The 15,181-nt window shown below is 67.7% G+C and carries 10 protein-coding genes; 7 read left to right on the top strand and 3 right to left on the bottom strand.

All coding sequences use genetic code 11. The annotated features are described in order from the left end of the window. The first annotated feature begins 67 nt into the window (after positions 1-67). Together AC07X6_RS09215 and AC07X6_RS09220 are read left to right on the top strand one after the other, a co-directional pair. Entirely contained in the window at positions 68-343 is a 276-nt protein-coding gene (locus tag AC07X6_RS09215) for a hypothetical protein (protein ID WP_230540832.1), read from the top strand. 37 nt (positions 344-380) lie between these two features. Beyond that, positions 381-1,532 (top strand): GGDEF domain-containing protein, encoded by a 1,152-nt coding sequence (locus tag AC07X6_RS09220; RefSeq protein WP_230540831.1) that lies wholly within the window; start codon positions 381-383, stop codon positions 1,530-1,532. Between the two features lie 19 nt (positions 1,533-1,551). Here AC07X6_RS09220 and AC07X6_RS09225 read toward each other — a convergent pair whose 3' ends face one another. Continuing rightward, positions 1,552-1,911, bottom strand: a complete 360-nt coding sequence (locus tag AC07X6_RS09225) for a hypothetical protein (protein WP_494790757.1) — start codon at positions 1,909-1,911, stop codon at positions 1,552-1,554. 293 nt (positions 1,912-2,204) lie between these two features. Here AC07X6_RS09225 and AC07X6_RS09230 point away from each other — a divergent pair, with 293 nt between their 5' ends. The 4 genes from AC07X6_RS09230 (at position 2,205) to fdhD (ending at position 6,581) form a co-directional block, all read left to right on the top strand. After that, on the top strand, positions 2,205-3,287 hold the full coding sequence (locus AC07X6_RS09230; RefSeq protein WP_494790758.1) for a calcium:cation antiporter: 1,083 nt from the start codon (positions 2,205-2,207) through the stop codon (positions 3,285-3,287). A gap of 165 nt (positions 3,288-3,452) precedes the next feature. Then, positions 3,453-4,910, top strand: a complete 1,458-nt coding sequence (locus tag AC07X6_RS09235; RefSeq protein ID WP_230540828.1) for a Ppx/GppA phosphatase family protein — start codon at positions 3,453-3,455, stop codon at positions 4,908-4,910. 95 nt (positions 4,911-5,005) lie between these two features. Then, positions 5,006-5,686 carry a hypothetical protein gene (locus tag AC07X6_RS09240; protein ID WP_494790759.1) on the top strand — a complete coding sequence of 227 codons (681 nt, stop codon included), beginning with the start codon at positions 5,006-5,008 and terminating at the stop codon, positions 5,684-5,686. Positions 5,687-5,753: 67 nt separating this feature from the next. Beyond that, positions 5,754-6,581, top strand: a complete 828-nt coding sequence (gene fdhD / locus AC07X6_RS09245) for a formate dehydrogenase accessory sulfurtransferase FdhD (protein ID WP_230540827.1) — start codon at positions 5,754-5,756, stop codon at positions 6,579-6,581. On the opposite strand, the gene AC07X6_RS09250 is transcribed toward fdhD, so the two are convergent. Continuing rightward, complete coding sequence (locus AC07X6_RS09250) at positions 6,578-8,881, bottom strand: FdhF/YdeP family oxidoreductase (protein ID WP_494790760.1); 2,304 nt, start codon at positions 8,879-8,881, stop codon at positions 6,578-6,580. The genes fdhD and AC07X6_RS09250 overlap by 4 nt on opposite strands. A 144-nt stretch (positions 8,882-9,025) precedes the next feature. On the opposite strand from AC07X6_RS09250, the gene AC07X6_RS09255 reads away from it, so the two are divergent. Then, complete coding sequence (locus AC07X6_RS09255; RefSeq protein WP_046683713.1) at positions 9,026-9,787, top strand: GNAT family N-acetyltransferase; 762 nt, start codon at positions 9,026-9,028, stop codon at positions 9,785-9,787. Here the strand turns inward: AC07X6_RS09255 and AC07X6_RS09260 are convergent. Further along, positions 9,720-15,179 carry a CHAT domain-containing protein gene (locus tag AC07X6_RS09260; protein ID WP_494790761.1) on the bottom strand — a complete coding sequence of 1,820 codons (5,460 nt, stop codon included), beginning with the start codon at positions 15,177-15,179 and terminating at the stop codon, positions 9,720-9,722. The two genes, AC07X6_RS09255 and AC07X6_RS09260, sit on opposite strands and share 68 nt — an antisense overlap. Positions 15,180-15,181 lie beyond the last annotated feature (2 nt).

Consider the following 15,181-nt stretch of genomic DNA (forward strand, 5'->3'; position numbering starts at 1 on the left):
TCCGCGCCGAGCATGCGTAACGGTACGCGGCGGCACGGCCGCGCAGTCGGGCACCATGGAGACAAGCATGTTTTTGGATCACCCCATCATTACGGCGACGAACAGTTTTACCGAACCTGACCGCATCGAGCGGCTGACGCGCGTGTATGGTTACGCGGCGGCGCTGGCCGACCAGGCCGAAAATTTCGGCTTCATTGAAAAAGTGGCGCAAATCCACGATCACAAGGGCACCCTCATCGTGTTCTGGCACGAAGTCCCCAGCGAAGTGGAAAAGCAGTATTTCGTGCAGGCCTGGGCCAGCAAGGTCGGCGACGGCAGCACCAATGTCGAACACGAAATCTGACCCGGCGCGGCGCGCCAGCGCGGCGATACTGTAAGCCATGGATATCAAGACCCTGGTACTGGCCCTGGCGCTCGGCAACCTGAGCCTGTGCGCGGCCCTGTTCTTCTTCGAGTACGAGCGCAAGAAGTCGCTCAGCATGTCCACCTGGGCGGTGGCCAAGCAATGCCAGGCCGTGGCCTGGTGTTTGCTGTATTTTCGCGGCGTGCTGCCCGATTTCCTCTCCATCCTGCTCGGCAACAGCCTGCTGTTTGCCGGCATGGCGCTGGACGCGGGCGCGCTGTGGCAGGCGGCAGGACGCAGCGGCTGGCGCCGCTACATATTGCCGGCGCTGGGCGCGGCGATCGGCCTGTTTGCCGCCTGCTACCTGTTCGACGTGGCGCCATTGCTGCGCAGCGCCGGCGGTTCGCTGATCGTGGCCGGCTTTTTCCTCGCTGGCGTGGCGGCGCTGTGCCTGAAATGGCGCGAGGCGAGCATGCTGCGCCGCTTCCTCGTCGTCAGCATGGGCCTGCTGTCGCTGCTGATCGCGGCGCGCGGCGTGCTCGCCGCCGCCGTCCCGGCTTTTGACGCGGAGCTGCTGCAGCTGGCCGGTTTTGGCGCCCTGTACCTGATGATGCTGACGAACGCCTTCGGCTATCTGCTGCTGTCGCGCGAAAAACTGGGCGGCGAACTGGCGCGCCTGGAAGTGCTGGACGCGGCCACGGGCGTGCCGAACCGGCGCGGTTTTTACCAGGCGCTGGCGCCGTGGATGGCGCTGGCGCGCCGGCCCGGCTTGCCGACGGCGCTGGTGGTGCTCAATATCGACCATTTCAAGCGCGTCAACGACAGCTATGGCCATCCGGTGGGCGATGCGGTGCTTAAAACCATCGTCGACACGTGCCGCCAGCAGCTGCGCGACAGCGACCTGATGGGCCGCTTGGGCGGCGCCGAATTCGCCATCCAATTGCCGCGCACGAGCCTGGCCGATGCACTGATGGTGGCCGAGCGCATCCGCGCCGCCGTCGAGGCGCTGCCCGTCAAGACGGAGCGCGCCGTGCTGCAGCTGACGGCCAGCCTGGGTGTGACCACCATCCGCGCCGAAGACAGCACCGTCAGCCTGTTCAAGCGGGCCGACGAGGCGCTGCAGGCGGCCAAGCAGGCGGGCCGCAACAGGGTGGTGGAGGCGCAGGGCGCCAGCACCCTCGATATATAAACCGGACTAATAAACCGGATTATTTCTTGCGCGAGCCCAGCCAGCTCGGTTCCTTGCCGCATTCCTTGGGCAGGAACAGGGCGTCCAGGCCGGGATCGCAGCGCCGGTCCGGCGCCTTCATCGGCTCGACGGTGAGCCATTCGCTCTTGGGCAGTATCTTTTCTTCGCGTGCCGCCACGGGCGGCGCGGGCGGCAGGCTGTCCTGCCAGCGTGCCTCTGCGGCGGGCGCGGGCGGGGTGGCCCAGTTTGCATCCACCTGCGCTGCCTGCGTTGGCGGCGCAGGCGGCGTGTCCGCGTGCGCGGCGGCGCACAGCAGGCTGCTCGCGAAGATGGCTAATACGGTGACGGTGCGCGTGGCTGCGCTGCTTGCTCGTTTCATGGTGTGTCCTTGGTCGGTGGCGGGAGGGCCTGCCCTGCAGTATGACGGATTCAGGAAGTAAAAAGACAAGGAAATTGCAACGGCATGTTACCAAAGGGACTATAGTTACTGGTAGCAAGCAGGTGCACTGTGGCAAGGTGATTGAAAGGTGAGCCAGGCGCGGGCGCCGGCACCCGGACGTGTGCATTCCCTAACATTCATTTAAGCTAAGCAAGTTATGCTGTGGGGTGCACGCTCGGCCCCTCTTGTCGTCCGCACCGCAGTTCCTCTTTCTTACTCTTGCCAGGCCCATAATGAAAATGCTCAAATCCCTGCCTGTATGGCCGCTTGCCGCTCCGCTTGCCGGCTGGCTGTTCCTGTTCGGTTCCACCTTCAATGTCGGCGGCTTCTACCAGATCCTGCTGGTCGCTGGCCTGATCGGCAGCGTGCTGGCCGCCGTGTACCACGCGGAAGTGGTGGCGCACCGCATCGGCGAGCCGTATGGCACCCTGGTGCTGGCGCTGGCCGTAACCCTGATCGAGGTGGCGCTGATCGTCTCGCTGATGCTGGCCGGCGGGCCGGAGACGACGGGCCTGGCGCGCGACACCGTGTTTGCCGCCATCATGATCATTTTGAACGGCATCGTCGGCATCTGCCTGTTGCTGGGCGCCGGGCGCCATCGCGAGCAGACTTTCGGCCTGCTGGGCGTGAGCGCCTCGCTGGCCACCCTGGCCGCCATCGCCATTCTGACCTTGGTGCTGCCGAACTACACCTCGAGCGCCGCCGGCCCCTTCTACAATTCCAGCCAGCTCATTTTCATCGCCGTGATCTCGCTGGTCTTGTACGGCACCTTCGTGCTGGTGCAGACGGTGCGCCACCGCGACTACTTCCTGCCCAAGGAAGCCGTCGGCGACGAAGAGGTGCATGCGGCGCCGCCCACGCCCACCGTCGCCTGGGTCAGCGCCGGCGCGCTGCTGGTGTGCCTTGGAGCCGTGGTGCTGCTGGCCAAGTCGCTGGCGCCCGCGCTGGAGACGGCGATTGCCGCCATGGGCGCGCCGAAAACCCTGGTCGGCATCGTCATCGCCGCCATCGTGCTGCTGCCCGAAGGCCTGGCCGCCGTGCGCGCCGCGCGCGCGAATCGTCTGCAAACGAGCTTGAACCTGGCGCTCGGCTCCGCGCTGGCCAGCATCGGCCTGACGATACCCGCCGTGGTGGTGGTATCGCTGGCCACGGGCCTGACGATTACCCTGGGACTCGATATCAAATCGACAGTGCTGCTGCTGCTGTCGCTGATGGTGGCCACCCTGTCGCTGGGCACGGGCCGCACCACGGTCATGCAGGGGACGGTGCACCTGGTGATTTTCGCCGTTTATTTATTTACCACCATCGTGCCGTAAGCGCCACGGCTGGCCGCCGTTTTGTCACAATCCTGTCACGCCGCTGTCATACGATGAGGGTAGTGTGGTAGGATTTTTAAATCGTCTAAATGATTTATATAGTTTAGCAACTGATTTTGCCAACTTTTTTCAGTTGGTGCAGCAATGACAAGACAAGAGGCCAGTATGTATGCAGCGGTGGACCTGGGGTCCAACAGTTTTCGTTTACACGTCGGCAAGCATGATGGCGACACCATCCGCGTGGTCAAGAGCGTGCGCGACCCGATACGCCTGGCCGCTGGCCTGGACGCCAATGGCGACCTGACCGAGGCGGCCATGCAGGGCGCGCTGGCCTGCCTGCAGCGCTTTCGCGCCATCCTGGCAGGTTTCGAGCTTGAAGCCGTGCGCGTGGTGGCCACGTCGGCCATGCGCGTGGCGCGTAACGGCGCCGTCTTCCTGCCGCTGGCAGAGCAAGCCATCGGCTACCCGATCGAAATCATCTCGGGCGAGGAAGAGGGGCGCCTGATCTACATGGGCGTGGCCAATGCACTGGCCATTCCCGGCGAACGCCGCCTGGTGATGGATATCGGCGGCGGTTCGACCGAACTGATACTGGGGCGCGGCAACGATATCGAGCGCGTCGAGTCGTTCAGCCTGGGCACGGTCAAGCAAAGCCTGTCGTTCTTCATCGGCGGGCGCATCGACGCGCCGTCGTTCGAGGCGGCCATCCTGTCGGCGCGCAGCCATTTCGAGGATGCCGCGCCGCCGTACCACCCGCAGCACTGGAAGACGGCCTACGGCTCTTCCGGCACCATCCGCACCATCGCCGACATCATCGCCCGCAACAAGCTGGGCGACGGCTTGCTTACCAGCGCCAGCCTCGACGCGCTGGCGCGGCGCTTCATTGAACTCGGTCACACCAGCCGCATCGACATGCCCGGCCTGCGCCCCGACCGCGCCAGCACCATCGTCGGTGGCCTGGCCATCTTGATCGGCCTGTTCCGCGAACTGGCGATTCCCGCCATGACGCCGATCGAGGCGGGCCTGCGCATGGGCGTGATGTGGGATTTGTACCTGCGCTCGACCAAGCGCGACCGCCGCGAACAGTCGGTGCAGGGCTGCATGGAGAAGTTCCATATCGACCAGCAGCGCGCCGGCCGGGTGGCGCAGCAGGCGCTGGCCCTGTACGCACAGCTCAAGCCCACCTCCGACGCCCTGGTGAAAAGCCTGCGCTGGAGCAGCCTGCTGCACGAGGTGGGGCTGGCCGTGTCGCAGACGGGCTACCACAAGCACGCGTCCTACATCGTGGAAAACGCGGACTTGCCCGGCTTTACCACGCGCGAACAGAAGACCATGAGCCGCTTGATCCTGGCGCAGAAGGGCAACCTGCGCAAGATCGGCGAAGTGCTGTCCGACCCCGATTTCGCCAAGGCCGTGCTGGCGCTGCGCCTGTCGATTTTGCTCATGCATGCGCGCATCGAGGCCGATTTCAGCGAACTGCGCCTGCGCATGAAGAGCCGCATCGAGCTCGACATCAAGCGCGGCTGGGTGGCGCACCATCCCACCGTGTCGTTCTGGATCGAGAAGGAGCAGGAATTCTGGGACGAGGTCGGGGTCGATTTCACCATCCGCGCCAGCGCGTGAGAGGGTGTCTGTCGTGCGCATGGTTTGATGTGCAGCAAGCAAGATTTCAAAAAACAGTATATATTGTTTATATTATTGATTAGATTGGAAAATCCATGACCAAAACCGTTCCAGTGAAAAAGGCCGACAGCGCGCCCGTATCGATGTTCCCCACCAGCGCATCGATCAATGCGGCAGCGGCCAAGGCCGCACCGGCCAGCAAACCTGTCGCCAAACCTGCGGCGAAGGCGGCCGCCAAGCCGGTGGCCAAAGCCGCCGTCAAGCCAGTGGCTGCCAAACCCGCAGCAGCCAAGCCGGCAGCAGCGAAGCCTGTTGCCGCCAAGCCTGCCGTAGCCAAGGCGCTAGCCGCCAAGCCGGCGGCCAAGGCCGTCGTGGCCAAGCCCGTTGCCAAACCGGCTGCCAAGCCAGCCGCGAAAGCCGCTGTCAAGCCAGTTGCCACAGCCGCCAAGCCGGTAGCGAAAGCCACGGCCAAACCGGCCGCCAAAGCTGCTGCCAAACCCGCCGCCGTGAAAAAGGCGCCAGCCGCCAAGGTCGCCGCCGTCAAGGAAAAAGCCCGCAAGCCGAAACTGGTGCGCGACAGCTTCACTATGCCGGAAGCGGAATACGAGGTATTGGGCCAGGTCAAGAAAGCCTGCCTGAAAGCCGGTTTCGAGATCAAGAAAAGCGAATTGCTGCGCATCGGCGTGGCGTTGATCAGCCAGATCGACCTGGCCACGCTGCAAAACGTGCTGGCCGGCTTGCCGCAGCTGAAAACGGGCCGTCCGAAGAAGGATTGATGGCGCGGGCAGGGGCCGCCCCCGCTTGCCCATTCTGGTTTACCATGGGGCCTGTGATAGTTCCCCCATGGTTGCCATGTCAGAAGATACCAATACCGAACGCGCCGGCTTCGTCGAGCGTTCCATCGTCCGCCACCAGGCGGGCCAGTCCACCGATGCCATCGACCACGTCGCCGAGGAAATCCCCGTCGCGCTGGTCTTCAATGGCATTTCCCACGTCGTCATGATGGCCACGCCGCGCGACCTGGAAGCATTCGCGTATGGTTTCGCGCTGACGGAAGGCGTGGTGGCATCGGCTGCCGCCATCTTCGATTGCGAAGTGTTCCTGCGTTCCGACTCCGCCGAAGTGGCCTTGACCATCGCGCAAGAAGATTTCATGCGCCTGAAGGATCGGCGGCGCCAGCTGACGGGCCGCACGGGTTGCGGCGTGTGCGGCATCGACAGCATCGACATGCTCGACTTGCAGCCTGCGGCGCTGCCGCCGTCCCTGATCCGCGTCGACTTGCCGGCCGCGCTGGCGCGAGCCTCCGCGGGCTTGCGCGAACGCCAGGCGCTGATGCGGGAAACGGGCGGCGTGCACGCTGCCGCGTGGTGCGCGCCAGACGGCGACATCGTGCACGTGTTCGAGGATGTCGGCCGGCATAACGGCCTCGACAAGCTGATCGGCCACCTCGCGCTGAACGGCGCCGACATGCGGCGCGGCTTCGTCTTCCTGTCCAGCCGCGGCAGCTATGAGCTGGCGCGCAAGGCGGCGCGCATGCAGATTCCGCTGCTGGCGACGATTTCCGCCCCCAGTTCGCTGGCCATTTCCATCGCCGCGCAGGCGGGCATGAAGCTGGTGGGCTTCTGCCGCCAGGATGCGTACGTGGACTACACGCCCGGCATCAGCATCTAAGCGGCAGAACGCTGCAGCAGCACCGGCACGGATTTCGACGTGGGCGTGCCGGCGCCGTCGGCCGTGCTGGCCAGCGGCACCAGCGCATTCGTCTCGGGGTAATACGCGCCCAGGCAGCCGCGCGGGATGTCGTAGGCGACCAGGCGGAAGCCGTCGGCGCGGCGCGCCACGCCGTCGTCCCAGGCGCTAATCATATCGATCATGTCGCCATCCTTAAAACCCAGCATGGCGATATCGGCCGCATTCGCGAAGACGACCTTGCGCGTGCCGTACACGCCCCGGTAGCGGTCGTCCATGCCGTAGATGGTGGTGTTGTACTGGTCGTGCGAGCGGGTGCTCATCAACACCATCAGGCGTTCGCCATGGCGCGCGCGGGCGCGGTGCAGCGGCGTATCGAGGTCCAGCGGGGCGACGAGGAAGCTGGCCTTGCCGCTGGCCGTCTTCCACACGCGCTCGCGCGAAGCCACCGTCAAATGAAAACCGCCCGGCTGCGCCACCCTGGCGTTGTATTCGTAAAAATCGTCAAACACCTTTTCGATATCGTCGCGGATGCGCGCATAGTCGGCCGCATACGCGCGCCAGTCCACCAGGCCGTTGCCCACCGTCGCTTCGGCCATGCCGGCCACGATGGCCACTTCCGAGCGCAGCTGCGGCGAGGCGGGCGCATTGCGGCCATACGAGATATGCACCATGCTCATCGAGTCTTCCACCGTCACGCCCTGCGCCACGCCGTGCTGCAGGTCGATCTCCGTGCGGCCCAGGGTGGGCAGCAGCAGGGCTTCCTTGCCGATGACCAGGTGGCTGCGATTGAGCTTGGTGGCCACCTGCACCGTCAGCGCGCACTGGCGCAGCGCGGCAAAGGTCAATGGCGTATCGGGCGTGGCGGCGGCGAAATTGCCGCCCAGCGCGATGAACACTTTTACCTCGCCGCGCTGCATGGCTTCGATGGTGGCCACCACGTCGTGGCCATGCGCGCGCGGCGGCGCGAAGCCATACACCTGGCCCAGGCGGTCGAGGAAGGCGTTTGTGGGCTTTTCCTCGATGCCCACCGTGCGGTCGCCCTGCACGTTGGAGTGGCCGCGCACGGGGCATAGCCCGGCGCCCGGCTTGCCGATCTGGCCGCGCAACATCATCAGGTTCGACAGCATGCGGATGGCCGCCACGCTGTGCTTGTGCTGCGTCAAACCCATGCCCCAGGTGGCGATGATGCGCTTGCCCTTGACGACAATGTCCGTCAATGCCTCGATCTGCGCGCGCGCCACGCCCGACTCCCGCAGCAGCAGTTCCCAGCTTTCTGCACGCAGGTCGTCGCGGAAGGCGTCGAAGCCGCTGCAGTGCTCAAGAATGAAAGCGTGGTCGATGACCGCGGGCGCGCCGGCCGCCTGCGCCGCGTCGTCATGCTCGACGACGCGCTTGGCGACGGCCTTGATCAGGGCGAAATCTCCGCCCAGTGTCGGTTGCACGAACAGGCCGGCCAGGCGCGTGCTGCCCAGGGTCGCCATTTCCAGCGCGCTTTGCGGGTCCATGAAGCGCTGCAAGCCCCGTTCGCGCAGGGGATTGATGGAAACGATGCTGCCGCCGCGGCGCGCGCACTCGCGCAACTCGCCCAGCATGCGCGGATGGTTGGTGGCGGGATTCTGGCCGAAAATCAGGATGGTGTCGGCCAGTTCGAAGTCGGCCAAAGTCACCGTGCCCTTGCCGATGCCCACGGTGGCCGGCAAGCCGCGGCTGGTCGCCTCGTGGCACATGTTGGAGCAGTCGGGGAAGTTGTTCGTGCCGTACAGGCGCGCCATCAGCTGGTACAAAAAGGCCGCCTCGTTGCTGGCGCGTCCCGAGGTGTAGAACGCAGCCTGGTTGGCGTCGGGCAGGGCGCGCAGGTGGCGCCCCACGAGGGCGCAGGCGTCATCCCAGGCGATGGGCACGTAGCGGTCGCTGGCGGCGTCGTAGACCATCGGTTCGGTCAGGCGGCCGTATTGTTCCAGCGCGTAGTCCGATTGTTCCAGCAGCTGCGTGACGGTGTGGCTGGCAAACAGCTCCGGGCCGGCGCGGCGGCTGGTCGCTTCGGCGGCGACGGCCTTGGCGCCGTTCTCGCAAAAGGCGAACGTGGCAGCGTGGTTGCGGTCGGGCCAGGCGCAGCCGGGGCAATCGAAGCCGTCCGGCTGATTTTGCGCCAGCAGCGCCTTCAGGTTCCCGGGCGCGACCCGCTCCTGGCGCAGGCTGATGGCCATGTGTTTCAGGGCGTCCCAGCCGGCGGCAGGCTTGGTATAGGGGGTGATGCGGGGCGCTTCGTGATCGTCCATCGTGGCTTTCCGGAAGGGGAGTGTGGTAATTATGCACGATCCCCGCATGGCATTGACTTGCGTCATGGAAATGACATTCGGCTGTCATTTTCCTGACATATTAGGCAAGTACGCTGGAGTCGTCTTGATCACAGGGATGAAACCATGCAAAACATAATCGCATCAAACGAAGCCAAGGCCCGGCCGGTCCAACTGGTGCTGAGCCAGGCCACTACAGCGGCGGAATTGCGCGAAGTCCAGCGTTTGCGTTACAAGGTGTTTATCGAGACCATGGGCCTGACGTCGCTGGCGAATGCCGATGGCCTCGACAGCGATGAATTCGACGCGCATTGCGACCACCTGATCGTGCGCGACGCCGATACCCTGAAAGTGGTGGGCACCTACCGCGTACTGAGCGCGGCCAAGGCAGCCAAGATCGGCCGCCTGTATTCGGAAAACGAGTTCGACCTGAGCCGCCTGAAGAACCTGCGCGGCCGCATGGTCGAAGCGGGCCGCGCCTGCATCCACCCGAAATACCGCGGCGGCAGCGTGATCATGCTGCTGTGGTCGGGCCTGGCCGAGTACATGCGCCGCGAGCGCTGCGACTACCTGGTTGGCTGCGCCAGCATCAGCCTGGCCGATGGCGGCCATAACGCCGTCGCCGTGTACCAGGCGCTGGCCGAAAAGCACATGGCCCCAAGCGAGTACCGCGTCACGCCGCACCTGCCTTTCCCCATCCATCAGGTGGAAGCGGCGCACAAGCCGCAAGTGCCGCCGCTGATCAAGGGCTATCTGCGTTCGGGCGCCTGGATTTGCGGCGAACCGGCCTGGGATCCTGACTTCGAAAGCGCCGACATGTTCATGATGATGCCGCTGGCGAATCTGGACGAGCGCTATGCGCGCCATTACGGGGTGGTGCCTGGCTAAGAGCGGGCAGTGAAGCCTGCAGCTGGCTGGCCAGCGCCTGCACCGCGTTGCGCAAGCCGGTGTCCGTGCCGCCGGGCGGCAGCAGTTCGAGCAGGAAGCGCAGCGGCGCCGTGATCGCCTCGGGTTCGCCGATGCTGCCGTGGCGCCGCACGGCGTCGTGGTACAGGGCCAGGAAGGCGGCGCGCGCCGGCGCGTCGAGGGGCTGGCCGTCCGGCACCTGCCACAGGGCCGCCAGCAGGGCGGCGCGCACGGGGGCGCCGGCGTCGATGGCGCGGTGTTCGTCCGCGTGGCGCTGGCGCGCATAGGCGATGGCGTCGTGCAGCAAGTCGCCCAGCTGCGGATCGAGGGCGCGCCAGGGGCCGCCGTCGCCGTGGGATTTCAGCAGCAGGGCGCCTGCCAGCACCTGGAAAATCAGGTCGCAGTCGGCCACGCCGCTGCGCCGCCGCGCTTCTTCCAGCGCGGCCAGGCAGGCGTCCGTCATGGCGCGCAGGGCCGGCGCGCCGGAGCTTCCTTCGGTGCAGGCGAGGCGTGCCTGCAAGGCCCAGTAGCGCCCCAGCAGGGCCAGGCGCTGCGCCGTGGGCGCCAGCGCCACCAGCAGGTCGATATGCTGTTTTCCGTCCTGCAGCAACTGGCGTCCCTGTACCGGATCGGGCACGGCCGGCACGTCGATGCCGGCGCCCGCATCAAGGCCGCACAGGGCCGCGCCCTGGCGTATCTCCAGTTCCGCCCAGTGCGCCAGCGCGCGCAGGCCCACCTTGCCGTCGGCCGCGCTGTGCGCCGCCCGATAGTGCTCGATGGCGCGCAGTGTGTTGTCCAGGCCTCCCAGGCCGGCGCGCGTGGCGGCCATGTTTTCGCGGATGTCGGCGCAGCCGAAGAAGCGCGCGCGCACGGCTTGCTCGATGCTGGCCAGCTTTTCCTCGATGGCGGCGCGGCGCGCCGCATCGGCGCCCGCCAGGCGCGCGTGCAGGGTTTCCAGGTCGGCCAGTAAATGGCCGTGGTAGTGGTAGTCGGGCGCCTGCCAGGGCCGGCTCTGGGTGTTGGGAAAGCGGTAGCGGTCGTCGCCGTAGGCCTGGTAGGCGCCCCAGGTGTTCGACGCGGGGAACCGCAGGTACGCCGCCTCGCGCGCCAGGCGCACGGCGTCGCCGAAGTACTCGCCGCTCAGCATGGCGTGATAAAAACTGTGCGCGAAGATGCTGGCCGCCTCGTCGTCGATGCGCCAGCCGGCCGCGATCACCGCTTGCGAGCCCATTTCGATGAAGGCCGTGGCCAGGCTGGCGGCCAGTTTCGACCATGGCGCGATGGCGTCCGCGCGCATGTCGCCCAGGTGGCAGCAATTGATGAAGACGAATTGCGGCACGCGCTTCAATTTGCCCACCTGCGCCGCCGTCAGCCGCGTCTTCGGTCCCAGCACCAGGCCCGTATGGGCGATGCCGGGGCCGGCCACCTCGCCATGGCCGGCAAGGTGGATGGCGAAATAGCGCTCGTCGAACAGGTGCACCAGCACGCGCTGCGCCTGCGGGCGCAGCAGCTCGCGCACCTGGTAGCCGTACGCGCCGAACATGCGCGCCACGTCCTGCGCCTCGGCTTGCGCGGCGGGCAGCTCGGGCAGGCCGGAATCGGTGTCGCCGATCACCAGCACGCTGTTGCTGGGCGGGCTGACGGCCGGCGGCTGCTCGCGCAGGCTGGCCAGCTGGCGCACCATGCCGATGCGCGTCGACAGGGGGCTTTCCTCGCTGCCCGCCTCGTCGCGCATCAGTTCCCACGGGTAGATGGCGGCGCTCTGGTCGACGGCCAGGATCAGGCCGCGCATCTCGGGGATGGCCGCCTTCAGGCCGTTTGGCAGCATCAGTTCGTACAGGGCGCGCGACAATCCCGGCTGGTCGGTGGTGTTGTCGGTGGCATCCATGATCAGGCCATCGACGGCTTGCCGCTGGTTCGGCTCTTCATCGACGCTGTTGTGGGCGCGGTCCGTCAGCACGGTGAAGCGCAGGGCGCCCGAGAGGTCCGCCGCGACGATCTGCACGCGGCGCCAGCCATTGTCGCCGCTCAGGCTGGGCAGGATGCGCCGGTAGCCGCCGGGGCTGTGGCGGATGCGCCGCTCGAACGAGAAGCTGCTCTGGTAGCGCGCCTCGGCCATGATCTGCTCGATGGCCACCGCGGCGGCGATGGCGCGCGCCTCGGACTGTTCATAGATGGCGATGTGGCCGATGCGGCAGGCCATGCCCGCGTCTTCCAGGCGCCGGTTGGCGCTGCGCGCGCCGTCGATCAGGGCGCGCGCGCACAGGGCGATGCTCAAGCCGCCGTAGCCGGAACCGGACAGCAGGCTGGCCACGCGCAAGCCGTGTTCGCCCATCGGCGGCGCGGCCACGTGGCCGGCGGCGCGCACCTGCAGGCAGACGCACGCGTATTCGAGCAGGCCGCCGGCAAAGGCGCGCGCCAGTTCGCCCGGCGTCAGCTCGCCCAGCGCGCCCAGGCCGATGACGATGGCGCCGCCGGGCCGGCGCGCCGCATCGGGCTGCAGCACCACCAGGGCGGAGTCGGGGCGCTGCGGGAAGCGCCCCAGCGCGTGGATTTCCTGCAGCTTGCCGGCCAGCAGGCGGTCGAGAAAGCTCATGCTGCCGCGCAGCGATTCGGACGCGTAGCAGCCGCTCATGACGGGCGCATCGGCCGAGGCCATGCTGCCGTGGATGACGGATAGGCTCAGCTGCGGCGCGCGGCTTTCCGGCGCGCTGGCGGGGCCGGCGGCGCCGATGGCCGCGTCGAGCAATTCCTGCGGCTGCGGGTACAGCGGCCTGGCCTCGGGGACGTAGGGATGGAAGCGGGGCGGAACGCCGCCAGGCGCGTGCGGCGGCTGCCGGGACAGGGCTGCCGCCTGGCCGCCCTCGAGCAGCTGCGCGATGGCCGGGTAGTATTCCTTTTGCAGCAGCAGGTCGCCATGCGCCACGGGCAGGTAGCACGCTTCCACGCCGGCCGGCACGGCGCCTTGCCAGGCGGTGCGGCCATCGCCATCCGGCGACCACGCCGTCTCGATGCCGCCGTCGCGCAGGCGCAGCGCCACCGGCGTGTCGGCGCAGCCGGCCAGGTAGCTGCAATGGCGGGCGTCGAGCGGGGCCGCTTCCAGCAGGGCCACGGTGGCGCGCGCGGCGGCCAGCGCTGGCGCTTCGGGCGCCTGCCAGCCGCCGGGCAGGCCCGCTTGCGCGTCGCCGGCGGCCAGCTGCGCCCAGGCGCCGGCGTCGAAATAGTCGATGCTGCCCGCCTGCGGCCACGGCAGCATGTCGAGCACGCCGGGAAAGGCGCGCACGAAGCCGAGAAACTGGCGCCGCGTGTGCTTCCAGCCGATCCAGCAGGCCAGCATCTGCACCAGCCGGTCGCGTCCCAGCAGCACTTGCACCATCGCCTGCGTGCCCCGGTTGGCCGTGCCCACCTGCAGCAACCGGCTGCCGGGCAGGGCGCCGAAGCGCTGCCAGCGGTCCTTCAGGGCCAGGCGCGCCACCAGCCCGCCCATGCCGTGGGCGACGATGCGCAAGGGTTGGCCGCGCTCTCCGGCGTCGCGCATGGCTTCATCGAGCACGGGCAGGAAGGCGCTGCTGGAGTGCTGCAGCGACAGGCGCCAGTCATAGGTAAAGGGCCGCACTTCCTGGCTTTGCGCGAGAAAGCGGGCAAACGGCTCATAGCAGGACTCGAGCCAGCCGGCGCTGACGATGTGCGGCTGGCCCACTGCCAGGCGTTCGATGCGTCCTTCGACCAGGTTGACGGGGTCGAACCAGATGCGGTTGCTGCCCACTTGCAGATGGCTGCCCAGCATGTCGGGCAGCAGCAGGGCGATGGGCGCGTGCGCGCGCCGTTTCGGCACTTCGCCGCCGCGTCCCAGCGGGCCATGTTCCATGCCGCTCAGCGGCTGGTAGGCAGTCTCGTCGCCCGTGAGCGCCTGCACGGCGGCCAGGCTGGAAGGCGCGCGCTCGAAGTAGTTCAGGTGGTGCGTCCGCGGCCCGCGCAGCAGCAGTTGCCGCACGGGCGTGCTGCGCGTGGCGCCGCCGGCCATCGAGGCGCAATTGACGACCAGGTCGTTCTGTCCGCCGTACAGCTGTTCGCCGAGACAGTCGCCCAGCCACCCCAGCAGGCCCTCGCCGCTGCACGCGCCGGCCAGCACATGCAGCGGACTGGCCACGCGCACGTCGGGCGCATTGAGCAGCGCCACCAGGGGCGAGTCGGGCATCATCGCTTCCAGGCCCGGCAGGATGCGCGCGTCGCAGCGCTGCTGCACCACGGCCAGCAGAAAGGCGGCGGCGCCATCGGGGGCATCGTCCTGCAGCAGGTTGAACATCACGCTGGCCCAGCGGTCCAGCCGGCCCGACATCAGGGTCGTGCCGCGCGTCGGGCATGCCACGCGCACGAAGCGGGTGATGCGGATGGCGCGCGTTTTCAGCTCCACGCCCAGTGCGCGCAGGCGCGCCGCATCCCCGTCGTGGCCGCCGCGTCCGCCCAGCCGCGCCTGCGCCGTGAAGTGCTCGATATCGTGGCTGTTGAAGGCTTCGCCGCCCACCGTATTTTCGCTCAGGCGCTCCAGGCCGTCGCCCGCCAGGTCGACGGCGCCGCGGCTGTCGATGCGCTGCGCCCGCGCCAGCAATTCTCCCACCAGGCCGCCGCGCGAATGCGTCAGCAGGTGCAGCACGGCGCCGTGCGGCAACTGGCGCACGAGGGCCAGCGCGTTGTCGATGGGGCTTTCGCTGAGGCTGCGGTGCTCATAGCCATAGATGCGGTTGCCGTACTGCGCCGCCAGCTGCGGCGCCAGGCCGTTGCGCCACAGGCCGCCAAAGCTGCGCTGGGTCGATGACGCCGTGCCGTGCAATAGCAGCAGCACCGGTTCCGGCCCGGCGGGCAGGCTGGCGACGGCCGTCATGCTGCCCGCCTCGATGCCGCAGCGGTACAGGCCCAGCCGCTGTTCCAGCTGGCGGTCCTGAAAGGTGCCCGCCGCCGCCAGCGCCGTCATGGCGGCAGCGCCGCAGCGGTACACGCGCACGGCCCGCAGCATCCAGGCGCCCAGGCCGTCGCGGCTGGCGCCGGGCGGCTGGCACGCCGCCTGCGGGCGCAAGGCCAGTCCCACTTCGATGCTGGCGGGCGCGCCGTCGCGTGCCGCCGTGGCCGGCCCCAGGTAGCGTGGCAGGTCCAGGCTGCTTGCCAGCAAGGAACTGCCGTCGCACAGCAGCAGCTGCACCACGTCGGCCGGGCCGATATCGAGGGCGATGCGGCAGCTGCCGATGCCGCGCGCGCTCGACAGCACATGGGTCTCGGCATGCCAGCCGGGCGCGGCGGGGCAGTCGCCGGCGCCGGCGAGGGGATCGCGCGTGAGCGTCAGGCGCAGCACGGGCGGCGCAAGAGGGTCGCTGGACATGC

It is taken from the genome of Janthinobacterium sp. GW460-12-1-14-LB5 (genome assembly GCF_059423585.1).